Genomic DNA, 22944 nt, shown 5'->3' with positions numbered 1-22944 from the left:
TATTCCAATGAGACCTAACGGGCGATCATGGCTCGCATCATGTCCCCGGCGTTTTGTGCGTGGTTGGAAATGTCTCCCATGTACTCCACGAGACGCACGAGATGAAAAGCCGAGGTGGGATTGTCAAAGGGATAATTAAGAAAATCCGAGAGAAGCTTTCGTTCCACCTGATCCGATTCGAACTCATATTCTCGTATTTGCTTGATGGTGCTCTTGACCATGGCACGATGATTTTCTGAAAAACTTTGAAAATAGCTTTCCGCCGCAGCCACCATGGGATGTACGGATTTCAGTACGCTGGTGATTTTGTCCACCAGCAACAAGAGATCATCCACAAATTCATCGGGAATATGGGTCTGGCGGTAGGAAAGCCAGTGCAAAGAGTCCTGAGCCGCATCCAGGATCTTGTCCTGTTCCCGCAAATACCAAAGCAACTGAAACTTATCCATGGGAAGAAGAATACCTCGAGGCAGATGACCTCGAATGTTGCGTTTAACGGCATCCCCTTCACTTTCCAAAAGAGTGACTTTGTTATGGTATTTTTCAAAATCCGCTCGGCTTTCATCCAGGTAAGAAATAAAAGCCATTCGGAAAAGAGGCGCCACTTCCCGAACGATTTCCGCATGGCGCAATAAGCCTTCAAAGGGAGACTTGCGAAAGATACTGAAGAACGCCGAACGCATGGCCTGTCTCCTTATCTAACGAAAGATCCACATCAGCACCTTGAAAATCACCATGGTCGGGATGGCCGCCAAAGGTAGGGTGATGATCCAATAGATGATAATTCTAAAAACTATCTTAAAATCAACAGCCGCCAATCCGCCGCCAAGCCCCACACCGATTACGGCTCCCACGGCGGCATGGGTCGTCGAAACGGGAAGGCCCAATTTGGAAGCCACAAGAACGGAAGTGGCCGTTCCAAAGTCCACCGCAAACCCTCGCGTGTTGGTCAGCGTGGTGATTCGGGTGCCCAAGGTTTCAATAACACGATATCCCCAAGTGAAGACACCAAGGGCAATAAAAAAACCTCCGCAAGCCAAAAGCCAGTCGGGCACGGGTGTTGTCGTAGCCACCGTCTGGGAGACGTAGATTGCATAAATGCCAGCCATAGGTCCGACGGCGTTGGCCACATCGTTGGCCCCATGGGCCAAAGCCACATAACAGGAGGTGAACACTTGAAAGCGGCGAAAGATTTCTTCCACACCCTCTTCATCAATCTTTCGAATGGTCTTCCCCAACCACTCTTGGGCTATCAGACTAAGAGCAAGTGCGAGGCCGAACGCAATGCCCAAAGCTCCCCACCCCGAAACACGAAGGCTTTTCCCCAGCGGGGTTTTCATTAAAAACGAAAGCACCACAATGAAAATGGTGGCCCCGGCAAAAAGGGGGCTCCAGCGCAGAGCCCGCACGAAGGCGTTGCGTTTTTCCAGAATACTTTTGCGAATGAAGTGAAAGGTCAAAAAAGCAAGGAATCCTGCAAAGATGGGAGAAATGATCCAGCTTGCCACAATGGCACTAATTTTGACCCATTGAATCGCTCGAAGCCCTCCCGAAACAATCCCAAAGCCAACAAGGGCTCCAATAATGGAATGGGTCGTGGACACAGGCAAATGGCTCCAAGTAGCAAAAAAAACCCAAAACGCCGCGCAAAGGAGTACCGCCAACAAGCCCAGCATCATAACGTGAGGATCTTGGGTGATTTTCTCTGCCAACAAAATGTTTTCCCGTATGGTGGTTGTCACATGGGAACCGATGAAAGTCGCCCCGATAAAATCAAGAAGGCCCCCGATAATGACCGCCTGGCGCAATGTGATGGCTTTCGCCCCAACGGCTGAAGCCATACCGTTGGCCACGTCATTGGCGCCGATGTTCCAGGCCATGTAAGCACCGGCAACCATCCCTAAAATTAAAATAATCTCCGGCACCCGCACCACCTTGCCCTAATGGGTTCACTTGAAATCTTTTGCGCGTTCATGACATTCAAGTCGGCGGATCTTTACAAAAAGGTGGCTTTCTGTCAATTGATGGTTTGTTCTTTTGATGTTTACGAGATGCTGTCATCAGGCTCCACAGCAAGGAAAAAGCCAATGTTTGACTCTTCTTTAAGCATGGTTCAGCTTCAACAAGCAACCAAGGTGTTTGCTTCCGCAATGGGGAATCGTCCCCGTTGCGCGCTTGTTTTGGGCACAGGACTAGGCGGCGTCGCAGAAGCCATGATCGTGCAAGGAGAACTCCCTTACGAAGCCGTGCCTCATCATCCCGTCTCTACAGTACCTAGCCACCGGGGACGCTACCTGTGGGGCACGTGGGCGGGAGTGCCTGTTGTGGCTCTTCAAGGGCGATTTCACCTCTATGAGGGCTATACGCCCATGGAGATCGCTTTTCCCATTAGACTCTTAGCCCGTCTGGGAATCAAGGTATTGATCCTGTCCAACGCCGCCGGAGGCTTAAACCCACTTTTTCAACCCGGTGATTTGATGCTCATCACAGACCACATTAACTTCACAGGACAAAACCCTCTTGTAGGCCCCAACTTGGACGCCTTAGGACCTCGGTTTCCCGACATGACTGAACCTTATTGCCGAAAACTGCAGGAGATTGTTCGAGAGGAAGCCTTGAAGGCGGGCTTGCGCCTGAGAGAAGGGGTTTACGTAGGAGTGTTAGGTCCCAGCATGGAAACGGCGGCAGAAACTCGGTTGCTTAGAGCTGCCGGTGCCGACGCCGTGGGCATGTCCACAGTGATGGAAGTGATCGCAGCCGTCCATGCAGGTTTAAAAGTCATCGGCATTTCGGTGATCTCTAATGTCAACCGCCCGGACTGCTACGAACCCGTGCCTTTGGAAAAAGTGATTGAGACGGCTTCTGCCGCCGGCCCCAAACTCATGCATCTTTTAGAACGTTGTTTACCCGGTATTTCCAAGAACCTAGAGGACTTCAAAAATAATGAAAAAGACTCCCTGTGATCTTCTGATCGTTCATGGCCTCATTGTGACCCTGGACGACGAAGGGCTCGTCCTGGACGACGGTGCCGTAGCCGTGACTAATGGACGTATCGAGGCTTTGGGTTCCACAAATCACATCAAGAATCGTTTCAAGGCGTTACGAACCTTGGACGCTACACGATGCGTGGTACTGCCGGGTTTGGTCAATGCCCATACCCATGTAGCCATGACCCTATTTCGAGGGCTCGCCGATGATCTCCCACTCATGGACTGGCTGCAGAATTATATCTTTCCCGCTGAAAGCCGCCTGAACGAAGACTGGGTCTACTGGGGATCTCTTTTGGGCTGTGCAGAGATGATTCTCTCGGGCGCCACAACTTTTTGTGACATGTATCTTTTTGAGCACAAGGTTGCGCAGGCTGCTAAAGAGGCTGGAATGCGCGCATTGGTCGGGGAAGTCCTCTACGATTTTCCGTCACCTCACTACGGCCCCGTGGAAAACGGCTTGCGATTCACAGAAGACTTGATCCTTGAGTGGCGTAACGACCCTCTGATTCGTGTAGCTGTCGAACCTCACGCCCCCTACACTTGTTCAGAGGAACTCTATCGTCGCTGTTTGGACTTGGCTCATCAATACAATGTTCCTCTGGTCACCCATCTTTCCGAAAACTCCTCTGAAGTTCGCGAAGTCATGGCACGCTACGGCAAAAGACCCGTTGCCCATCTTGCGGGTCTGGGAGTGCTCCATGACCGTTTGATCGCCGACCATTGTGTCGATTTGGACGAAAAAGACATGGATCTTCTGACGGAACACGGGGTGCACGTGGTGCACAATCCAGAAAGCAATCTCAAGTTGGCGTCCGGCATTGCTCCCGTACCCCAGCTTCTTCAGCGTGGTGTGTCCGTGGCTCTTGGCACCGACGGGTGTGCCAGCAACAATAATCTCGATCTTTTTGGGGAAATGGCCACTTGCGCTAAAATCCATAAGGCAATGACTTTAGATCCCACGGTCATGAACGCTGCCACAGTTTTAAGCCTTGCGACGCGTGGCGGTGCTCAAGCACTGGGAATGAAAGATGTCATCGGGCAGATTCGCCCAGGCTTTGCCGCAGACATTATTGTCGTGGATTTTTCAGCCCCGCACTTGACTCCCGTTTACGATCCCGTCAGTCATTTGGTTTACGCGGCCAAAGCTTCCGATGTGCGGCACACCGTCATCGCAGGCCAGGTGGTCATGGAAAACCGACAACTGGCCACCATCGATCTGGAACGGGTCCTGGCCGAAGTGCGCGCCATTGCCGGAACCCTGCACCCATGAGGTCCACGGTCATGGTCTCCGGAAAGAAAACCCCTGTGGATATGATCCTGACACAAGCGGATCATGTGATCACTTGTGATCCTTTGTTTCGCATCTTCAGCCCAGGCGCTGTGGCCGTGAGTCAAGGGGCCATCGTGGCTGTGGGACCGCCCTGTGAACTGGAAGAACACTACGAAGCGAAAGAAACCCTCACATTGCAAGGCTTTATCCTACTGCCAGGCTTGATCAATACGCATGTCCACGGGGCCATGAGCCTTTTTCGGGGGTTAGGTGATGACCTTCCGTTGGATCGGTGGCTGCATGAGCGCATTTTTCCTGCCGAATCGCGTTTTGTCCAACCCGAATTCGTACGCTTAGGCACACTTTTATCGTGTGTGGAAATGGTCCTGGGAGGCATCACGACTTTTTGTGATGGTTACTTTTTTGAGGAAGCGGCCGCCGACGCGGCGGAACTTTCAGGAATGCGCGCCGTTTTAGGGCAAGGGATTTTGAGTCTTCCTACGCCGGATGTGCCGAACCCGTCTCAGGTCGCCGATCGTGCGGCGGCCTTTGTGGAGAGTTTTTCTGGCAAACCTTCACGCCTGAAACCGTCTCTTTTCTGTCATGCTCCCTATACCTGTGATCCTGAAACCCTTCAATGGGCTAAGGCCTTCTGTCGGGATCGAGGGTTACTCTTTCAGATCCACGTCTCGGAATCTTCATGGGAAGTGCAAGAGGTGCGGTCGAAATACGGCTTAAGTCCCGTCCGTCATCTGGAGCGATTGGGCCTTCTGGATGAGCTGACTTTATGTGTCCATGCCGTGTGGGTGGATGAGGATGAGATACGGATTCTTGCACGAAGCCGGGCTGGAGTTTCCCATAATGTGGAAAGTAACCTGAAATTGGCTTCCGGTATCGCTCCTGTGCCTGCCATGCTACAAGCCGGCATTTCAGTTGGGCTCGGCACGGATGGATGTGCCAGTAACAATGACCTGGATCTTTTTTCCGAAATCAGCCTAACAGCCAAAATCCATAAGGCCGTCTCGGGAAATCCGACCGTCTGTTCGGCACGTGAGGTGCTTCTCATGGCCACGCAGTGGGGGGCTCGAGTCCTTGGCTTAGGGTCCGTAACGGGAAGTCTGGAAGTGGGAAAGCGCGCGGATCTTATAGCAATTCAGGTGAACCAGGCGCACCTGACGCCCCTTTACGATCCTGTATCCCACCTGGTTTATGCCGCACGAGCGACAGATGTGCGCCATGTCTGGATTGACGGTGTTCCCGTCGTCCGGGATCGTGTGGTTCAAACCGCGAATGTATCCCATATCCTCCAAGAAGCCCTAGCTATAGGAAAAAAAATCCGCACGGCCTTGTTCGGTAAATTTTGAACACCCCTCATGACTTACATTCAAAGTGGCTTGAATGATGGTCCAAGAGTTGCCTATGGGGCCCAGTTGAACCGATGCAGGTCTCTTGCCTACCGCAGCCTCCCAGGGGTAAAAAGATCAAAAAACCATTTAGCTACAAGCTATTAAGGAACCCAAAGGAAAACCGTCGTAGAACACAAGGGGTGAAAAATGGGGATGAGTGTCGCCCTTTACAGGAAACTGGAACGTGTGGATCCGGATCTTCGTGACGCACTTCTGAGCCTTTTCGAGGAGCTTGAACGAAATCGCGAAGAATCTGTAACTAAGCGAGAGTTCAACGATCTTAAAGAGGTCGTTCGAGATCTTGCCGAGGCTCAGCTCAAAACTGAAGCACGTCTAGACACCTTGACTCACAAAATCGAAGAACTCACAGAAGCGCAAAAACGAACTGAAGCCTGCATCGAGGATCTGGCTGCAGCCCAGAAGCGCACCGAAGAACGCCTTGAGGAGTTGGCCGCAGCGCAGAAGCGTACCGAAGAGCGCCTGGAAGAGCTGGCTGAAGCTCAAAAAAAGACGGAAGAGCGTCTGGACAGCCTAACGCTTAAGGTTGAGGAGCTGGCAGAGGCGCAGAGGCGTACGGAAGCCCGGGTCGAAGAGTTGGCCGCAGCGCAGAAGCGTACCGAAGAGCGCCTGGAAGAGCTGGCTGAAGCTCAAAAAAAGACGGAAGAGCGTCTGGACAGCCTAACGCTTAAGGTTGAGGAGCTGGCAGAGGCGCAGAGGCGTACGGAAGCCCGGGTCGAAGAGTTGGCCGCAGCGCAGAAGCGTACCGAAGAGCGCCTGGAAGAGCTGGCTGAAGCTCAAAAACAAACGGAAAAGGAAGTGGCTGCTCTAGCCCGTGGACTCAAAGCCACCCGGGAGCAAGTCGGTGGGTTGGCCCGCAGCATGGCCTATGCTCTCGAAAACGAAGCTTATCGAAAACTTCCGGCCCACTTGGCAACCTTTCACGGCATTGTGGTCCAGGACCGTATCGTTCGAGCCGACGTCGCCGATGAAGAAATCAACTTTTTTGCTCGTGCTCGAAAAAACGGAAAACCCGTGATTCTCATCGGGGAATCGGTGCTTCGCCTAGATGATGCTTCCAAGCTGAAAAGCCTTCAAGCGAAGTTGGAAAAGGTGAGCGCCTTGATGCCGGAAGAGCTCATCCCCCTGGTCGTGACCCATTACGCCAAACCAAAGGTTTTGGAAAAGGCTCGTGAAGCCGGTATCCTAGTCATTCAAAGCTTTGAATGGGATTAACGGCAAATCCGTTGCAACCACGGCGACACGTTCCATGGTCGAGGCGGCGGCCATATATTCAGGTGTGGCGGTTAAGCTTTGGTGATGTGAACTCCATGAGGCACCTTATGAAGGAATATCCAAGCCGATGTCAATGGCGGGAGCCGAATGCGTGAGGGCTCCCACGCTGATGAAATGGACACCGCATTCAGCTATTCGGCGCACCTTATCCAACGTCACACCGCCGGAGACTTCGAGAAGGGCTTTTCCTTGAGCTAACTTCACGGCTTTTTGAATGTCGTCCAGCGAAAAATTGTCCAGGAGGATGACTTCTGCACCGACATCGAGAGCTTCCTGAAGCTGTTCCAAAGTATCCACTTCGACTTCGATACGTAAGGTATGCGGTACTCGGGCACGCACCCGATCCACGGCCTGCCAAAGTCCTCCTGAGGCCGCGATGTGGTTATCCTTGATGAGCACGCCATCAAACAGCCCGAAACGATGGTTCCGACCGCCTCCATGACGGACGGCCGCCTTTTCCAAATCCCTCCACAGTGGGGTTGTCTTGCGTGTATCCAAAATCGCGCAGCCTGTTCCTCGAACCTCTTGAACCATACGATGCGTCAAGGTCGCGATACCGCTCATGCGTTGCACTAAATTCAAGGCCGTACGTTCCCCTGAAAGGATAGAGCGCAGCGGGCCTTGCAAGGTGCACAAAGTAGTTCCTGCATTCACGTAGGCTCCATCGCCGTTTTGAACGGTCATTTCCACCGCGGAATCCATGATCTCATAGACCAGGCGTACCGCCTCCATGCCCGAGACAACACATGGCTCACGCGCCACCATGCGCGCTGTTCCGCGTGTTTCCTCAGAAACGGTTCCCAGGGTAGTCACATCGCCCGGGCCCAGGTCTTCCTCAAGAGCCCACAAGATTCGCTCGCGCAAAGGAACCATGAAACCTTTCTTCCTTCACTCCTTCCGGAACCTCTAGTCGGAACCCCTCCACAGGGCTGTCGCCAAGCTCACCACTCATTTGGCCACGCGCACAGGGACAAGCCAGTCGTCCATCTCGGGCCGTTGCCCAGAGATGAGTGTGCCCACGGCCAGGTCCTCCCCAAAAAGCCTTTCAACTCGAAGCTGGCCTTTGACTTTACCTGGAATCCACGCCGCAGGAGTTCCCGTGGGTGAATTCACCAGCCGCCCTTCCGGCACGATGTCCAAGACATCTCCAACCATGAGACCGGATCGATGCCCGGCACTGACGAAAAATTCGCCGTTTTGGTCGGAAAAAACATGAGTCGTCCAAGGCATAAGGTCCTTATGATCCAGAGCCTGTTCATAACTTCGCCGAGCAATCAGTTCCAAAAAGGTCTCTATATCGGGTTCCGCCTTCAAGGGCATTTCCATCTGCTGAAGCGGAAACCGATATCCGATGCCCGCATCCACAACCCCGAACCGAGCCCGAGCCGTTCCAGGAAATGAGGAGGGAACTGTCAGGGATTCCACCAAGGCGATAAAGCGCACTCCTGGATAAATGGCCGTAATCCGAACAATACAGCCAAGATCATGACGCTGGAGACAGTCCGTTTGGGACAGGACTTGTTCTAAATCCCGGTGATGCACGAACAACACGTCATAGGTGACCGAAAGGCGATCTGCTTGAGAAAGAAGCCGATCTGCCAGGTAAGATGGAACGCCCTGCAGGTCCATCAGGAACCCCACCTTCCATCGCAGGACATCCCCAGCAAGGGGGAGTGCCGCACGGCGCCCTTCAAAAACCGCCGCTTCCAGTTTGGCCAGCCTTTTTTCCTGAGCCTCCTGGGACTCTTTAAGGGCCTGGCTCGACTCTTTGCTCGCTCCGGAAAGGACATCGCTCAAGACGAAAGGCTTGAGATCCTGTCTTTCCCGAAAATAGTCGCCGGAAAGAAGAAAGGGATGATCCACCAAAATCTCCCGAACCTCTGCAGCTGAGTACTTCTGACCCGGCGCCTTTTCCCGACTGACAATGTCCGGAGGCGACGCACATCCAAAAACTCCCGTAAGAAACCAAAACATAAGGACAAACACCTGATAGTGAACCACAACGGCTTTCATGAAATTTGCTCCCACCTCACTAAAATCGGGTCAAAAGAAAGGGGTATAGCAGCCTGACACAGCCCACTATACCCCGTTCGGGTCCCCTCTGTTAAGGGAAAGCAGAAACAAGGCCTTAGAAATTCCAGATGAGTTCCGCTGCGACGCGTGAAGCCGTATCGTCGCTTCTGGCTCCCAATGCCTCAGTCACATCCTTGATGACTTCACCCGGGAAGAAGAAGGAGACCTGACCCTTCACGAAAACGTTCTTATGCAGCGCCACCGTCAGTTCGTTGTCCCATTCGGAACCCACAAAGCCGGACTTCACCCAGGTTTCCGCATAAGGGTACACGAAGCTCTTGACCTTGATGTCTTCGTTCCACCAGAAATTGTTCACATTGGTCCGATAAATGATGAACTTTTTGGGCGCCGCCGTGAGCCCCACGCTGAGCATGGTCAAGCCGGGGTTGTCGCCACGACCGTTACCGTAACCAGCAAAGTTCTGCAAACCCCCGGTAAAGATGGGGGTGCCGTTTCCGTAGAATTCAGGCAGATACCCGTAGAGGGCCGTTCCCAAAACGAAGTTGGTGTCGCCGATGATGGTGTTTTCTCCACCCCAACGGTTGGAAAAGCGTTGGGCGTTTTCAATGCCGTTGTAGCCTTCGAGCTTGTCATCATTGGGATCGTCGTCACCTGAAGTGTACATGACACCGACGTGAGGTTTCACACTGAAACCGATCCAGTCTTTAAGCTCCAGAGCCACATCGGCCGCCAAGGCATAGGCTGAGATATCATAACTGCTGTATTTGAACTTCTGAACATTGTCTGCGGTTCCAAACTGGTAAGCACCTTCCAGGAAAAGCTCCACAGGCCCGAAATTGCCCACATAATAAGAAGCGATATGATGCGAATCGGTCTTGGGGCTTCCGGCACTGACCGTCTTGGTCGCTCCATAAGCGAACGGAAAATCAGGATTCGTAGGGTCTGGAGGCGAGCCATCCAAGCCCAGCAAATCATAGACTTTGGCCATGGTAATGCCCGTGGCCGATCGCGCCGCGCCCCATGCCGCTGTGTAGAAATCCCTTGCAGGGATCGCTCGAATGCGGTCATACCCATAGAAGAATTTGATCTTATGCTTGTCATTAATCTTGTAATCCGCGTAGGCCGCAAAAAGATCACGGTCATCATCATTGGCGGCAAATTCATATTTGCCGATGGTTCCCGTTAAGCTTGTCTGGAAATTATTTTCGGCTAATTTGAAATAACCGATGCTGTAGGTCACAGGTCCCGCTTGCCCATCCAACCAGAAACCCGGGTTATCATCGGCGTAGACCATGGAAGCTCCGTCATAGTGATCAAAGCCCCACACATCCCATCCAGCATGGAACCTCGTTTCATAGGGCAGCGCCACACTCACATTGAGACGTTCCAGCCCGAAGTTACTGCTGTCACCACGACCGCCACGGTTGTCCACTGTGTCTGTGTCGATGGGCCGATCGTATTCTAAGGCAGCGTAAAAAGACCATTTACGGTCCGAAGGCATGGCGTTGAAATAGATCTTGTCTTCATTGCGAATGTAGCCGCCACGCACCGTGCCGCTTTCGTTACTGTGTGTCTCAAAGAGGCTTCCGGTGTATTTGCCTCCAAAAAAGCTTTTGCCCTTAAGGTTGTCATTCATGCCGAAATCCCAATTGGACTCCGACGTGGGAATGAAGCGAACCAAAGCGCCGAAACTCATCATGATGTCTTTCTTGGTCGCCACACTCACACTACCCGGCCCAACGATGACTTCTTCCGTAATGTCTTCGGCCGGTTGAGCCCAAGCTTGTGGAATTCCCGTCACAGCCATTAGAACCCCAATCACCAGAGCAACGGCATAGACTCTCCAACCCATTGCTTCCCCCTCTTCATGAGTTTCTTATCGCGATTCCGCTTCTCCTGAACAGCCCCTGTGCTTTCTTGAAGCTTCGCCTTTCTTGTCTCTCCATCCCCCCTTTCCATGCCCAGAGCCCCTTTGCCAAGAACACCCACTCTTTGGCCCAAGGCTTTCACCGGGCTCTAAGGCTTCAGGCTTTAGGCTTCAAGGTGTTGCATTCTAATGGGCGCTTTACGTTTACGTCAAGAAATAAGCGGACTTGTTTTGCCTCGGCAAATTCTGTAATTTTATAAAGTTAGAATGGGGCCCAAAAAGAGTGCCGTGGGCGTCGAGAAACATGGGAATGAATAGGGTCGCGGGCAGATGTTGGCGGCGTAGAGGAAGCTTACGGGAGCCTAAACCGAAGCAAATGCTACGGGAACGAGAAGATCGAATCCCCTTTCATGACGATGAGATAGGAGTGCTTGCGGAAGCCATTCGCATCGCCGAGGAGCTTATCAGCGATCATTTCAAGATTTCTACATCACAGTGGAAGCGGTACCGCTATGACATTCAGTCGCTCAAGGATTTGCAGCCCGAAGAAATCACAGACCACGCCTTTGCCCAGATTCGCCGCTATGCGTTTCCTCCGCATGATAAGACACTCGCCAGTCGCCATGGGGACTATTTCAAGATCTGCCTTCAGGACCATGTTATTCGTAAGGCTCTCGCCAGGGACCCTCACGTGGATTTGCTCCCCTTGGCCACGTACATACTGACTCATGAATTGATTCATGTTGTTCGCTTTGCCAGGTTCCTGCAGCGCTTCGACGTTCCCGAAAAAGAAAGAGATGCGGAAGAAGCCCGCGTGCATGGGGAAACAATAGGGCTGCTCAAGAATTCCAAAATTCCCGGAATGAAGGAGGTCCTGAGGGCTTTCGGTACCTACCCTTCCATGGAAACGTTTGTTACAGAACGCTGGGAAACCCAGGTTTCCCATTGACGCCTTTTGGGCCATTGGGTAAATAGAGCCCCTTATCGTGAATGCGCGGCCGCATTGAAAGATGTGGCCGCTAAGAATTTTTTCTCGTGACTCGAAATTTTGTGCATACATCAGGAGGCGAAACAATGGCTCGGCATAAGAAGATCGAACGTCGTCGAGAACTGGAACGCCGCCGTCGAAGGCGGGAGAAAAGAAAAAAACTGAGAGCCAAAGGGCTGCTTCCTCCTGTCGAGAACGTGCCCAACAACTAACTTCACCATTTGGATCAGGCGACAGATGGGTCTTCAAGGCGGCACCATCACTTTCACATCTTTTCACTTGCCGGATCCTTCCGTAGCGGATTTTTGGTCTTTCGTCGACGAAAGCCTTAAGGAAGGAGCTTACCGAACCGGGCTACAAGAAGAGGAGACGGCTAAGGGATTTGCCCGCTGGGAAGACCTTTTTGACGCCACTTTCCCTTTTGGCTGTTACCGCAAAGGGGAATACGTGGCCTTTCAATTTCGATGGGATCAGCTCAAGGTGCCTCCCTTGGTGCTGAAGCAATACGAACGTGAGGCGGTGCAAGCCTATCGTGCTGAACACGATGGCAAGTATCCCCCTCGGCATGAACGCCTCAAAATTCGTGAAGAAGTTCAGAACCAACTTTTGGAGCGCGTTTTACCGCAGCCTTCCGGATGTGATGTGGTGTGGTCCCCAGCGCAGCACCGCCTTCTTGTGGGCACGGCAAGTCTGAAGATGCTGGAAGCCTTTCTGGAGCATTTCGAACGTATCTTCACATTGCATCCGATCCCCCTTTATCATGTGCAATGGGCTTTGCATGGATTGTCTTTGCCGGAACGCTTGAAGGATGTTCTCTCCGGACTCGTTTCCGTGAAATCGCCTCATGCTTTGCAAGAAGGTCGGTTTCTCGGCTATGAGTTTCTTACATGGCTCTGGTACCTGGCCGAAACCCGTGAAGGACGGATCCCTTTGGAGAAGGGTGCGTTTGCCACTTTGGCCCTTGGGGAACGCGTGGTCCTAAGCCGTCAGGATGACGGCAAGGAACGCGTCATTTGCACGACACAGGCCGGTGCGTTGGACGAGGCGCGAACTGCCTTGCGCCAAGGCAAAATGGTTGAAGAAGCCCAGTGGATTTTGATGGCGGGCGATAATGAGTACAGCTTCACGCTGGACCGGGACCTTTGGACGCTCAAGGGTCTTAAGACCCCGAAACAGATCCCTCGTGGGGAAGAGGAAGATCCTGACGGTCGTTTTTTGGAAAAGATGTTTTTTATTGACGAGGTCCTTGGCATCCTCAATGCCGCCTATCGGGAATTTCTGACGGCACGTTTGAGTTCCACATGGGCTTCAGACGTCCTTCCTTCCCTGAAGCGCTGGATTGACGGCGGAGCACCGGACTCGCTCATTTCCGGATATCATGACCTGGCATGAAGCCCTTCGCTTCGTTTATGACCTTGCGGCAGCTCATCCTGTCAGCCTTCTCCTTGCACTCCTGACGGCTTTTTCTCTTGCGCTCGTCTATTGGATGCGCAAGCGCTTGCGCCGCCATTGGCAATCCGCGCTGGAAGAAACGACAGAAGAAGCTTTCAGCTTTCTCGACGAAACTTGTTTAAACGAAAAAGATCAAGCCGCTCTCGCCTATCTTAAAGATCTGCGCCGAAAAGTCTGGGCCATGCCTGATCAGGACATCACTTTTTCTTTTGACTCTATCCTTGCTCAAGCTCAAGAGATTGTCCGCACCATCGCCTCCGTCTACCATCCAGACAAGGAAGAAGCCCCTTATCAGGCTACCTTGAGAGATCTTCTCGCTCTTTCCCGACGCACTACAGCCCGTTTGGAAAACATCGTGCAACGAGGGCCTTTTCGGCTTCTTTCCAGCCGACCTATCGGGCATTATCGCGCCCTTTACAAAACCTATCGACGTGTGAACGAATCGTCCCTGGTGCAGTCGTTGAAAAGGCATAAAAAGCTCTACAGAGCGGCAAAGGTGCTTTGGCACATCAAGAACTGGAAAAATCCATTCTATTGGCTCAGTAAGGAATTATCGAAAGAAACCCTACAATGGCTGGTGCGCTGGTTTACCATCGCCATGATCCATGAGGTAGGCAAGGAAGCCATTCGTCTATATGGGCAACACAGTTTTGCCGATGACGAAGAAAGGGACCTGGTGCTTGTATGTTTGAAGCTTCACGCCCTTTGTGTCTCAGAAGACCCCCAACGACGTGAAGAAACATTCCGCGCCTGGGTAGCCTTTGTGTGTGACTTGCCCGGGTTGGATTCTGCTGTAAAAATCCGTGTTCTTCTCCAAGCCGTGCAAATCTCGGCGGAGGACACCTCCGTGATGGCACCTTTTCGAACACGTCGGGGTGAAACCTGGTATAAAAAAGGGCTCGACAAGCTTGAGAAGTCTCAACCATAAAGACAGTTCACAGAGGCGGCCCAGAGTGTTAAATTTGGACAATACCGCCTGAATTGGGCGGCCATTCCGAAGTTTGACGACCTTTGCGACCATCGCTATGCGGGGTCGCGACAGAGGAGGAAACCTTGAGCCCTTTTTATAAGAATCTCGCCTTGTGGCTGGTCATCAGCCTCATGGTCATTTTGCTTTTCAACATGTTCAATCAACCGCAGACATCGCGTCTGGAAACCACCTACAGTCAGTTTCTGGATGCCGTGCGCAAAGGGGAAGTGGCACAGGTAACCATTCAAGGAGACCATATTCTCGGTGTCTATGTGAACGGAAGCCCTTTTCGCACCTATGCACCCCAAGACCCTGATCTCATTCGCATTCTCAGGGAGCGTGGCATTGAGATTCAAGCAAAACCCAAGGAAGAATCCCCTTGGTACATGACCATTTTGATTAGTTGGTTTCCCATGCTGCTGCTTATCGGCGTTTGGATTTTTTTCATGCGCCAAATGCAGATGGGCGGCGGAAAAGCCATGAGCTTTGGAAAGAGCAGGGCCCGGCTGTTGAGCGAGGATGCGCGGAAAGTCACCTTTCAGGATGTGGCCGGCATCGACGAAGCTAAAGAAGAACTTCAGGAAATTGTCGAATTCCTCAAAGATCCCAAGAAATTCACACGCCTTGGGGGGCGCATTCCCAAAGGCGTGCTTCTGGTCGGGGCTCCGGGTACGGGTAAAACCCTTTTGGCTCGAGCCATCGCCGGGGAAGCAGGCGTTCCCTTTTTCAGCATCAGCGGCTCCGATTTCGTGGAAATGTTCGTCGGTGTCGGGGCATCTCGTGTGCGAGATCTTTTCATGCAGGGTAAGAAATTTGCCCCCTGCATCATTTTTATCGATGAAATCGACGCCGTGGGACGACATCGAGGGGCAGGTCTTGGCGGTGGCCATGATGAGCGGGAACAGACCCTCAACCAATTGCTCGTGGAAATGGACGGTTTTGAATCCAACGAGGGTGTCATTTTGATTTCTGCAACCAACCGTCCCGACGTTTTAGATCCGGCGCTTTTGCGTCCCGGTCGATTTGATCGGCAGGTGGTGGTGCCTGTTCCTGACATTCGAGGCCGAGAAGGCATTTTGGCCGTGCACTTGAGAGGCAAACCACTTGCCGAAGACGTGGATGTGAAAACGCTGGCCAAGGGGACCCCGGGCTTTTCTGGAGCTGACCTTGAAAATCTTGTCAACGAAGCGGCTCTTCTGGCAGCTCGACGAAATAAGGACAAGATCGAGATGGCTGACTTTGAAGAAGCCAAAGACAAGGTCATGATGGGCCTGGAACGTAAGAGCATGATTCTGAGTGAAGAGGAAAAAAGGACCACGGCCTACCATGAAGCAGGACATGCCCTGGTGGCCAGGCTCCTGCCCGGAACGGATCCCGTGCACAAAGTTACCATCATCCCTCGAGGACGAGCCTTAGGATTGACGCAGCAGTTGCCTCAAGACGAAAGACACACCTACCCTAAAGAATACCTGCTCAACTCCATTGCCATTCTTATGGGCGGCCGAGCGGCCGAGGAAATCGTCTTCGGCCATCAAACAACAGGAGCTTCCAATGATATAGAAAGGGCAACACAGCTGGCTCGACGCATGGTGTGCGAATGGGGCATGAGCGAGCGTATGGGACCTCTGAGTTTTGGAAAAATGGAAGACCAAGTCTTTCTTGGTCGAGAAATCGTGCAACACCATCGAGACTATAGCGAGCAGACCGCCATTCAGATAGATCAGGAAGTACGGCGACTCGTGGAGGAAAACTATAAAAAAGCTAAAGATCTTTTAGAAAAGCATAGGGCGATGCTGGAAGCCCTGGCGGCGGCTTTACTCGAGAAAGAGACTCTGGAAAATCAGGATATCGAAAAGATCATCGCTGAACTTCGACCGGATCTGACCCCATCGACTTCGGTGAACGAAACGTCCACCCAAAAGCTCTCACCTTCGATACGTCAAGGTGAAGAAAATTCGCCACGGCCCGACGAAGAAAAAGCGCAAAGGTCGGCTTCGATTGCAACAGAAGATCCCGCCAATGAGCCCCCTATTTCCGAATCGAGTCCTAAACCTTCTGGAGCCAACGCCAAATGAATTTGGGACCGCGTCCAGTTTTCCATCTAAGGCTGCGATCTCGCCCATGGATTCTCGGACAGCGTACCCTGCTCATGGGCATCGTCAACGTCACGCCGGATTCCTTTTCCGACGGCGGCAAATGGGCGAGCCGGGATGCCGCGGTATCCCACGGTCTGGAGCTGGTGCACGCCGGTGCAGATATTTTAGATATTGGAGGGGAGTCCACACGGCCTTTTGCCGATCCCGTGCCTTTGGAAGAAGAGCTTCGGCGTGTTCTTCCGGTTATTGAAGAGCTTCGAAGCCATACGGATATTCCCATCTCCATCGACACCACCAAGGCTGAAGTGGCCTTTCAGGCTCTCAAAGCCGGTGCGGACCTCATCAATGATGTCAGTGCCTTACGCTTTGACCCTGAGATGAGCGCCGTCGCGGCCGAATTCGGTGTTCCTGTCATCCTTATGCACATGCTTGGCACCCCCAAAACCATGCAGCAGTCGCCACATTACGACGCTTTGTTTTCTGAAATTATACGTTTTCTGGAAGAGCGCATAGCCGTAGCCACAAATGCGGGTATCGATCGCAACCAAATCATCGTGGATCCCGGAATCGGTTTTGGCAAAACGGTAAGCCATAATTTGCGACTTATTCGAGATTTGGACGCCTTGGCCGTTTTGGAGCGCCCCATCCTTCTTGGAGCGTCGCGAAAACGCTTTATTGGCAGTGTGCTCAACGTTCCTACGGAAGAACGGGAGCTGGGAACGGCCGTTGTGAACACTCTAGGCATTGCCGCAGGAGCCCACATTCTCAGGGTGCATGACGTGGCGTTTCACCGGCCCGTCGTGCTTATGGCCGATGCTTTACGGAACGGCGCTTGGATAGAAAATCCTGAAGCTTGAGAAAATTTGCGGAGTTGTCTCATGGACAGACTTTTCGGCACAGATGGAATTCGAGGCATTGCCAATCAATATCCTATGACCACAGATATCGCCATGAAAGTGGGAATCGGCGCGGCGTACCTCTTCAAGAGCCGACACCGTAGACCCAAAATCGTCATCGGCAAGGACACACGCCTTTCCGGATACATGATCGAAAACGCCATGACGGCGGGCATCTGTGCCATGGGCGTAGATGTGCTGCTTTTAGGACCCTTGCCCACCCCCGGTATCGCTTTCATTACCGCCAGCATGCGCGCCGATGCCGGCATTGTCATTTCCGCATCCCATAATCCTTACGAATATAACGGTATCAAAATCTTTGCTAACACGGGGTTTAAGCTTCCCGATGATGTGGAAACCGAAATCGAAAGGCTCGTGCTGAGCGGTGAGGTGGAATCGCTTCCTCGACCTGACGTGGCGGAAATCGGTCGAGCTCGAAGGATCGACGATGCGCAAGGCCGATACATCGTCTTTCTGAAAAACACATTCCCTCGAAACCAGACTCTGGAGGGCATGCGTATCGTACTCGACTGTGCCCACGGCGCCGCCTATAAGGTGGCTCCTTCCGTCTTTGAAGAGCTTGGAGCCCAAGTGATTCTGACGGGAGATCGGCCTAACGGAAAAAACATCAACGACGGTTGCGGAGCTTTGCATCCGCAAACCATGGCACGTCTCGTCAGAGAACATCAAGCTCAAATCGGCATCGCCTTTGACGGCGATGCGGATCGTGTCATTCTGGCCGACGAAAAAGGCGAAGTTCTCGATGGGGATCAGGTGATGGCCATTTGTGCCAAGCACCTCGCGGAGAAGGGAAGACTCTGCAAACGAACGGTCGTGGCCACGGTCATGAGCAATATGGGATTGGAAGTGGCTTTGCGAAACATGGGCATTTCACTGGTTCGCACCGCCGTTGGAGACCGCTATGTGGTGGAACGCATGACCCAAGACCAGCTCAATCTTGGCGGCGAACAATCCGGACATATCGTTTTTATGGACCACAGCACAACAGGGGATGGCATTCTTTCCGCCTTGCAGGTTCTTTCCGTCATGCTGGAAACCGACAAACCTCTTTCGGAACTTAAAACGGTCATGGAACGATTCCCTCAAACTCTGAAAAACGTGAAGGTCGCTCAAAAAAGAAACCTTCGAGAGATTCCCGAGTTTACGGATCGAGTGGAACAGGTGGAAAAACTCCTGGGTAACGAAGGGCGCTGCCTGATTCGACCTTCCGGAACGGAACCGGTCATTCGCATCATGATCGAAGGCCGAGACGAGCAGCTCATTGAAGAACTGGCGGAGGATCTCGCAACACTTATCGACAAACATTGCAATCATTTCCAAACACTGCCTTGAACACCTGGAGGGGAAAAAATCTCCATGCTTCTGGTCATGGATGTAGGGAACACCAACACGGTCCTCGGCCTTTTTGATGAGGACACCCTGGCTCACGACTGGCGCATTCGCACGGAAGTGCACATGACCGTGGACGAATACGGCATTTTGCTCAAGAACCTGCTGGAAACTCAAGGATTGTCCCTTAATGTCGTCACCGATGTGATTGTCTCCAGTGTCGTGCCTCCTGTGCTGAACCATATCGAAGGGTTTTGCCAGAAGTACTTTCAAACGGAGCCGCTCGTGGTAGGTCCCGGCATTCGTACCGGCATGCCCATTCTCTATGACAATCCCAAGGAAGTGGGAGCCGACCGCATCGTCAACGCGGTCGCCGCTTACGAAGCGTTTCATTCGGCCGTCATTGTTGTGGATTTCGGTACGGCCACGACATTTGATTATGTCTCTGAACGAGGGGAATACATGGGCGGGGTCATCTGTCCTGGGATTCTCATTTCCTGTGAAGCCCTGTTCCAAAAGGCATCCAAGCTGCCTCGCGTGGAAATCTTTGCCAAACCCAAGTCTATTCTTGCCAAGAACACCATCGCCTCCATGAACGCCGGTATCGTTTACGGGTATGCAGGGTTGGTGGAAGGCATCATTGCTAGAATGAAAAGGGAAATTCAGAAACCTCTTACGGTGGTGGCCACGGGAGGTCTCGCTCCCTTGATAGCCAGCGAGTGTCCCGCCATTGAAAAAGTCGACGATTTTCTTACCCTCAAGGGCCTGAAAATCCTCTTTGAAAGGAATCGTCGCTGACACCATGCCTGTGCAGCGTTATCGCCGAGTCCCCAGCGCCCCTGTTCACAAACCGCGTCGCCTGCAGCCAGGAATGACCGTTGCCTTGGTCGCACCGGCAGGAACTTTTCCAGGAGCGGTCGTCCCTCGTATCCAAACCTGTCTGGAAAAACTGGGCTACAGGGTTCAGGTGGGGGACCATGTTTTAGAACATTGGCGCTATATGGCCGGGGAAGATGCTCATCGAGCCCAGGACTTGTGGGTTGCTCTGACGGATCCTGCAATTGACGCCGTTTTTTGCTTACGTGGAGGCTACGGGTGCAGTCGGTTGCTAACACGCATACCTTTTTCCAGCTGGCATGGGATGTGTAAAATTTTTCTCGGTTACAGTGATGTGTCTTTTCTTCATGCAGCCTTGGAATCCATGACCGGCTGGATCACTTTTCACGGACCCAACGCCTTGGAATGGGCGGATAATCCTGAGGAATGTTTGGAAACTCTCGCATTTTTGCAAGGCCACAAGCCCTTTTCATGGCCTTTTGAAGCCAATCAGGTTCTCTACCCAGGCAGAGTGAGCGGCCATCTTGTGGGGGGAAATCTTACTTGTTTGACACATCTTCTTGGAACGCCTTTTGCCCCCACCTTTGAGGGAGCCCTGTTATTTCTGGAAGAAAAAAACGAAGCCCCCTACCGCATTGACCGAATGCTGGTCCATCTCGCCCATGCCGGTGTCTTTGATGCCGTGCGAGGTGTCATATGTGGTTCCTTTGTGAACTGCGGGGATCCTGAAGAAATTCGAATCCTTTTGCGCGAGCATGTGCTTGCCCGCCACGTTCCCACAATCATGGATATGCCCTTTGGGCACGACCGTCCGAACCATGTCCTGCCCCTCGGCGCCCTTTACATGCTGGACACCAAAGCGCAGCATTTCCAAATCACCGAAACGCCTTTCATCGAATCATGACAATCCTGGAAAACAGGCTCTCGAACCTTGTAGAATCGGCCATAGCCCAAAAGGTTTTTTCGGGAGCAAGTGCACTCGTGAGCCGAAAAAATACCTTAGTCTTTTCACGGTGCTGGGGAACCACCTTTTTTGGTGACAAGGCCAAACCCGTCACTCCATTCACTTTGTTTGACCTGGCTTCCCTGACCAAACCGATGGCTACGGCTACGCTCGTGATGACACTTGCCCGAGAAGGCCGCCTCAAAAGCCACGACTGCCTCCATCGAATTTTTCCATCACGACGGATTCCAAAGGACAAGAAATCTCTAACCATAGAACAGCTTCTTTCCCACCGATCTGGGCTGCCCGCCTACAAGCCTTACTTTCGAGAACTTGTTCACGTCCATCCGCAACACCGTAAAGACACTCTCATGGAATGGGTCCTATGCGAGCCCTTGATCACCAAGCCGGGCACCGAACGCCTTTACAGCGATCTGGGGTATATGCTTTTGGGATGGATCTTGGAGGAGTTGACAGATTCGCCTTTGGATGTGTTGTTTGAGGATCTTGTGCGACCTGATCAAGTGTCCTGGAACCTTGGATATCGCCGACTCGGGGCTTTTCCCGAAATGAAGGGGACACATCACGGTCCGTCCCCTTCAAAGCATCCCAAGGAGATGTGCGTGGCAACGGAATATTGCCCGTGGCGTGGCCGCTTGCTTCAAGGGGAAGTGCATGATGAAAACGCCTATTGCCTTCAAGGTGTCAGCGGCCATGCCGGGTTATTCGGCACCGCACGAGATGTCTGGGAATGGTCTCAAAAGAGAATTTCCCTCTTTCAAGATAAGTGGCGCCTTGCCTTTGATACCCCCAGCAGCCATGGCTCCAGTGCAGGCCGATACTTTTCTTCAAACACTGTCGGGCATCTGGGGTTTACGGGAACATCCTTTTGGATGGATCTGGATCAAGAGATCATGGTCATCCTTTTGACCAACCGCGTTCACCCGCACCGCCATGATGAACGCATTCGAGTCTTTCGGCCTCTTTTCCACGATACCGTCATGGAGGTAATGCTACACATGAAGGAACCATTCTAGAGTTCGAATGGAGGAGGATATAGATGCAAAGCAGTCTGCAGGCCGACAGAGGCCGGTTTAAGAGCCTTTATTTCATGGGTATCTGCGGCATCGCCATGGGCACTCTGGCAGCCATGCTCAAAGATGAGGGATATGACGTGCTGGGCTCGGATACCCATGTCTATCCTCCCATGAGCACCTTTTTGGCCGAAAAGAGCATTCCCATACTGCCGGGATGGGACCCTCGAAATCTTGAAGTGGCAAAGCCGCACGCCGTTATTGTTGGCAACGTGATTCGCAAAGACAATCCGGAAGTGCAGCGAGCCGCCCAACTGGGGCTTCCTCTTCTTTCCATGCCTCAAGCTTTGGACCTCTTTTTCTTTCCGGGCCGTAAAAACCTGGTGGTGTGCGGCACCCACGGAAAAACCACCACCACGGGGCTTTTGGGTTGGATTCTGGAACAGGTGGGCTTGGATCCGACCGTTTTTGTGGGTGGTTTCGTTGGAGCCTGGCGTCGAAGTTACCGAACAGGCCAAGGGCCCTTTATGATCTTGGAAGGCGACGAATACGACACCGCCTTTTTCGACAAGCATGCCAAATTCCTTCGCTACAAGCCATGGATTGCCGTGGTGACAAGCATTGAGTTTGACCATGCAGACATCTATCGCGACGTGGAACATGTCATGGAGACGTTTCGGGCTCTGAGCCGCCTCATTCCTCCTGACGGGTTCCTTGTGATCCATGCCGACGATCCCCGTTGTGCTGAACTCGCCACCATCTGTCCTGGGACAGTGATCACGTACGGAACGTCCAGGCAATGCCAATGGCGGTTGGAAGAAGTTTCTGCCCGAAATGGCTCAGTTACCTTCGCCGTGACCTCCCCGGACGGTAGTCGGCATCATTTCAGCTCTTCCCTACCAGGGCGCCATAACGCCCTGAACACTCTTGCCGCCATGGCCGTCTGCCGGCTTTTGAACGTTCCCATGGAACAGGTGCGAGAGGCCATCAGGGGCTTTGGTGGCATGAAAAGACGTCAGGAGGTGATCTACAAGGCCAACGGGGTCGTGGTTCTTGATGATTTCGCACATCACCCCACAGCGGTTCGAGAAACGATTCAGGCTGTTCGTGCATTTTATGCTCCTCAACGCCTGCTCGCCGTCTTTGAACCTCGCACCAATTCCAGTCGACGTCGTTTTTTTCAGCACGAATATGCTGAAGCTTTTGATGAAGCATCCTGGGTGGGGATAAAAGAGCCCTCAGGTTTTCACACCATTGCAGCGGAAGAGCGGCTGGACACGGCAGAGCTGATTGGAAAAATCCAGGAACGCGGTATCCCTGCACGCCTCTTTTGCGAAGGGGAACCCGTGGTGCCTGGGTTGCTCCAACACATTCGTTCCGGGGATCTTGTGCTTCTCATGAGCAACGGCAGTATGGACGGAGTGCCCACAGGGCTGTGCCAGGCCTTGCAAGAACAAGGAAAAAAGGCTCACATAAAGGCTGAAAACGAAAAGGCCTCACAGTGAACAAATAAGGAAA

General features: G+C 52.7%; 20 protein-coding genes. 15 read left to right on the top strand and 5 right to left on the bottom strand.

Annotated features, from left to right (window positions below; translation table 11 throughout):
- Positions 1–14: 14 nt before the first annotated feature.
- A complete protein-coding gene (locus WHS46_00875; protein ID MEJ5347228.1) occupies positions 15–683 on the bottom strand; it encodes a TIGR00153 family protein in 669 nt (222 codons plus the stop codon).
- 15 nt (positions 684–698) lie between these two features.
- Entirely contained in the window at positions 699–1925 is a 1227-nt protein-coding gene (locus WHS46_00870) for an inorganic phosphate transporter (protein MEJ5347227.1), read from the bottom strand.
- A gap of 162 nt (positions 1926–2087) precedes the next feature.
- On the opposite strand from WHS46_00870, the gene WHS46_00865 reads away from it, so the two are divergent.
- The 4 genes from WHS46_00865 (at position 2088) to WHS46_00850 (ending at position 6899) form a co-directional block, all read left to right on the top strand.
- Positions 2088–2963 (top strand): purine-nucleoside phosphorylase, encoded by an 876-nt coding sequence (locus WHS46_00865; protein MEJ5347226.1) that lies wholly within the window; start codon positions 2088–2090, stop codon positions 2961–2963.
- On the top strand, positions 2944–4260 hold the full coding sequence (locus WHS46_00860) for an amidohydrolase (GenBank protein MEJ5347225.1): 1317 nt from the start codon (positions 2944–2946) through the stop codon (positions 4258–4260). Before WHS46_00865 ends, WHS46_00860 begins: the two co-directional genes overlap by 20 nt.
- Complete coding sequence (locus WHS46_00855) at positions 4257–5624, top strand: amidohydrolase (GenBank protein ID MEJ5347224.1); 1368 nt, start codon at positions 4257–4259, stop codon at positions 5622–5624. The genes WHS46_00860 and WHS46_00855 overlap by 4 nt, the downstream gene beginning before the upstream one ends.
- A 189-nt stretch (positions 5625–5813) precedes the next feature.
- Positions 5814–6899, top strand: a complete 1086-nt coding sequence (locus WHS46_00850; protein MEJ5347223.1) for a hypothetical protein — start codon at positions 5814–5816, stop codon at positions 6897–6899.
- Between the two features lie 105 nt (positions 6900–7004).
- On the opposite strand, the gene nadC is transcribed toward WHS46_00850, so the two are convergent.
- From nadC to WHS46_00835, 3 genes are all read right to left on the bottom strand, one after another.
- Entirely contained in the window at positions 7005–7832 is an 828-nt protein-coding gene (gene nadC, locus WHS46_00845; GenBank protein ID MEJ5347222.1) for a carboxylating nicotinate-nucleotide diphosphorylase, read from the bottom strand.
- A gap of 75 nt (positions 7833–7907) precedes the next feature.
- Positions 7908–8972 carry a hypothetical protein gene (locus WHS46_00840; protein MEJ5347221.1) on the bottom strand — a complete coding sequence of 355 codons (1065 nt, stop codon included), beginning with the start codon at positions 8970–8972 and terminating at the stop codon, positions 7908–7910.
- A gap of 115 nt (positions 8973–9087) precedes the next feature.
- Positions 9088–10845, bottom strand: a complete 1758-nt coding sequence (locus WHS46_00835) for a hypothetical protein (protein ID MEJ5347220.1) — start codon at positions 10843–10845, stop codon at positions 9088–9090.
- A 391-nt stretch (positions 10846–11236) separates the two neighbouring features.
- Between WHS46_00835 and WHS46_00830 the strand changes: the two genes are divergently transcribed.
- The 11 genes from WHS46_00830 (at position 11237) to WHS46_00780 (ending at position 22931) form a co-directional block, all read left to right on the top strand.
- Entirely contained in the window at positions 11237–11809 is a 573-nt protein-coding gene (locus tag WHS46_00830; GenBank protein ID MEJ5347219.1) for a hypothetical protein, read from the top strand.
- A gap of 125 nt (positions 11810–11934) precedes the next feature.
- Positions 11935–12060, top strand: a complete 126-nt coding sequence (locus tag WHS46_00825; GenBank protein ID MEJ5347218.1) for a hypothetical protein — start codon at positions 11935–11937, stop codon at positions 12058–12060.
- 25 nt (positions 12061–12085) lie between these two features.
- Positions 12086–13240, top strand: a complete 1155-nt coding sequence (gene rdgC, locus WHS46_00820; GenBank protein MEJ5347217.1) for a recombination-associated protein RdgC — start codon at positions 12086–12088, stop codon at positions 13238–13240.
- Positions 13227–14228 carry a hypothetical protein gene (locus tag WHS46_00815; GenBank protein MEJ5347216.1) on the top strand — a complete coding sequence of 334 codons (1002 nt, stop codon included), beginning with the start codon at positions 13227–13229 and terminating at the stop codon, positions 14226–14228. Before rdgC ends, WHS46_00815 begins: the two co-directional genes overlap by 14 nt.
- Before the next feature lie 125 nt (positions 14229–14353).
- On the top strand, positions 14354–16345 hold the full coding sequence (ftsH, locus tag WHS46_00810) for an ATP-dependent zinc metalloprotease FtsH (GenBank protein MEJ5347215.1): 1992 nt from the start codon (positions 14354–14356) through the stop codon (positions 16343–16345).
- Positions 16342–17223, top strand: a complete 882-nt coding sequence (gene folP, locus WHS46_00805) for a dihydropteroate synthase (GenBank protein MEJ5347214.1) — start codon at positions 16342–16344, stop codon at positions 17221–17223. Before ftsH ends, folP begins: the two co-directional genes overlap by 4 nt.
- A gap of 21 nt (positions 17224–17244) precedes the next feature.
- Positions 17245–18615 carry a phosphoglucosamine mutase gene (glmM, locus tag WHS46_00800; protein MEJ5347213.1) on the top strand — a complete coding sequence of 457 codons (1371 nt, stop codon included), beginning with the start codon at positions 17245–17247 and terminating at the stop codon, positions 18613–18615.
- A gap of 24 nt (positions 18616–18639) precedes the next feature.
- Positions 18640–19410, top strand: a complete 771-nt coding sequence (locus tag WHS46_00795) for a type III pantothenate kinase (GenBank protein ID MEJ5347212.1) — start codon at positions 18640–18642, stop codon at positions 19408–19410.
- 4 nt (positions 19411–19414) lie between these two features.
- Positions 19415–20353 carry an LD-carboxypeptidase gene (locus WHS46_00790; GenBank protein MEJ5347211.1) on the top strand — a complete coding sequence of 313 codons (939 nt, stop codon included), beginning with the start codon at positions 19415–19417 and terminating at the stop codon, positions 20351–20353.
- Positions 20350–21429: a serine hydrolase domain-containing protein gene (locus tag WHS46_00785; protein MEJ5347210.1), complete on the top strand. Its 1080-nt coding sequence runs from the start codon at positions 20350–20352 to the stop codon at positions 21427–21429. The genes WHS46_00790 and WHS46_00785 overlap by 4 nt, the downstream gene beginning before the upstream one ends.
- 23 nt (positions 21430–21452) lie before the next feature.
- Positions 21453–22931 (top strand): Mur ligase family protein, encoded by a 1479-nt coding sequence (locus WHS46_00780; protein MEJ5347209.1) that lies wholly within the window; start codon positions 21453–21455, stop codon positions 22929–22931.
- Positions 22932–22944 lie beyond the last annotated feature (13 nt).

The organism is Desulfosoma sp., assembly GCA_037481875.1.
GTDB lineage: Bacteria > Desulfobacterota > Syntrophobacteria > Syntrophobacterales > DSM-9756 > Desulfosoma.
The sequence above is the reverse complement of the archived record's forward strand: the minus strand, read 5'-3'. Positions and strand labels throughout refer to the sequence as shown.

What these genes read in the sequence shown, in the direction of transcription:
- WHS46_00875 (MEJ5347228.1), bottom strand. Translation starts at nt 683, where the DNA reads ATGCGTTCGGCGTTCTTCAGTATCTTTCGCAAGTCTCCCTTTGAAGGC.
- WHS46_00865 (MEJ5347226.1), top strand. Translation starts at nt 2,088, where the DNA reads ATGTTTGACTCTTCTTTAAGCATGGTTCAGCTTCAACAAGCAACCAAG.
- WHS46_00860 (MEJ5347225.1), top strand. Translation starts at nt 2,944, where the DNA reads ATGAAAAAGACTCCCTGTGATCTTCTGATCGTTCATGGCCTCATTGTG.
- WHS46_00855 (MEJ5347224.1), top strand. Translation starts at nt 4,257, where the DNA reads ATGAGGTCCACGGTCATGGTCTCCGGAAAGAAAACCCCTGTGGATATG.
- WHS46_00850 (MEJ5347223.1), top strand. Translation starts at nt 5,814, where the DNA reads ATGGGGATGAGTGTCGCCCTTTACAGGAAACTGGAACGTGTGGATCCG.
- nadC (MEJ5347222.1), bottom strand. Translation starts at nt 7,832, where the DNA reads ATGGTTCCTTTGCGCGAGCGAATCTTGTGGGCTCTTGAGGAAGACCTG.
- WHS46_00840 (MEJ5347221.1), bottom strand. Translation starts at nt 8,972, where the DNA reads ATGAAAGCCGTTGTGGTTCACTATCAGGTGTTTGTCCTTATGTTTTGG.
- WHS46_00835 (MEJ5347220.1), bottom strand. Translation starts at nt 10,845, where the DNA reads ATGGGTTGGAGAGTCTATGCCGTTGCTCTGGTGATTGGGGTTCTAATG.
- WHS46_00830 (MEJ5347219.1), top strand. Translation starts at nt 11,237, where the DNA reads ATGCTACGGGAACGAGAAGATCGAATCCCCTTTCATGACGATGAGATA.
- WHS46_00825 (MEJ5347218.1), top strand. Translation starts at nt 11,935, where the DNA reads ATGGCTCGGCATAAGAAGATCGAACGTCGTCGAGAACTGGAACGCCGC.
- rdgC (MEJ5347217.1), top strand. Translation starts at nt 12,086, where the DNA reads ATGGGTCTTCAAGGCGGCACCATCACTTTCACATCTTTTCACTTGCCG.
- WHS46_00815 (MEJ5347216.1), top strand. Translation starts at nt 13,227, where the DNA reads ATGACCTGGCATGAAGCCCTTCGCTTCGTTTATGACCTTGCGGCAGCT.
- folP (MEJ5347214.1), top strand. Translation starts at nt 16,342, where the DNA reads ATGAATTTGGGACCGCGTCCAGTTTTCCATCTAAGGCTGCGATCTCGC.
- glmM (MEJ5347213.1), top strand. Translation starts at nt 17,245, where the DNA reads ATGGACAGACTTTTCGGCACAGATGGAATTCGAGGCATTGCCAATCAA.
- WHS46_00795 (MEJ5347212.1), top strand. Translation starts at nt 18,640, where the DNA reads ATGCTTCTGGTCATGGATGTAGGGAACACCAACACGGTCCTCGGCCTT.
- WHS46_00790 (MEJ5347211.1), top strand. Translation starts at nt 19,415, where the DNA reads ATGCCTGTGCAGCGTTATCGCCGAGTCCCCAGCGCCCCTGTTCACAAA.
- WHS46_00785 (MEJ5347210.1), top strand. Translation starts at nt 20,350, where the DNA reads ATGACAATCCTGGAAAACAGGCTCTCGAACCTTGTAGAATCGGCCATA.
- WHS46_00780 (MEJ5347209.1), top strand. Translation starts at nt 21,453, where the DNA reads ATGCAAAGCAGTCTGCAGGCCGACAGAGGCCGGTTTAAGAGCCTTTAT.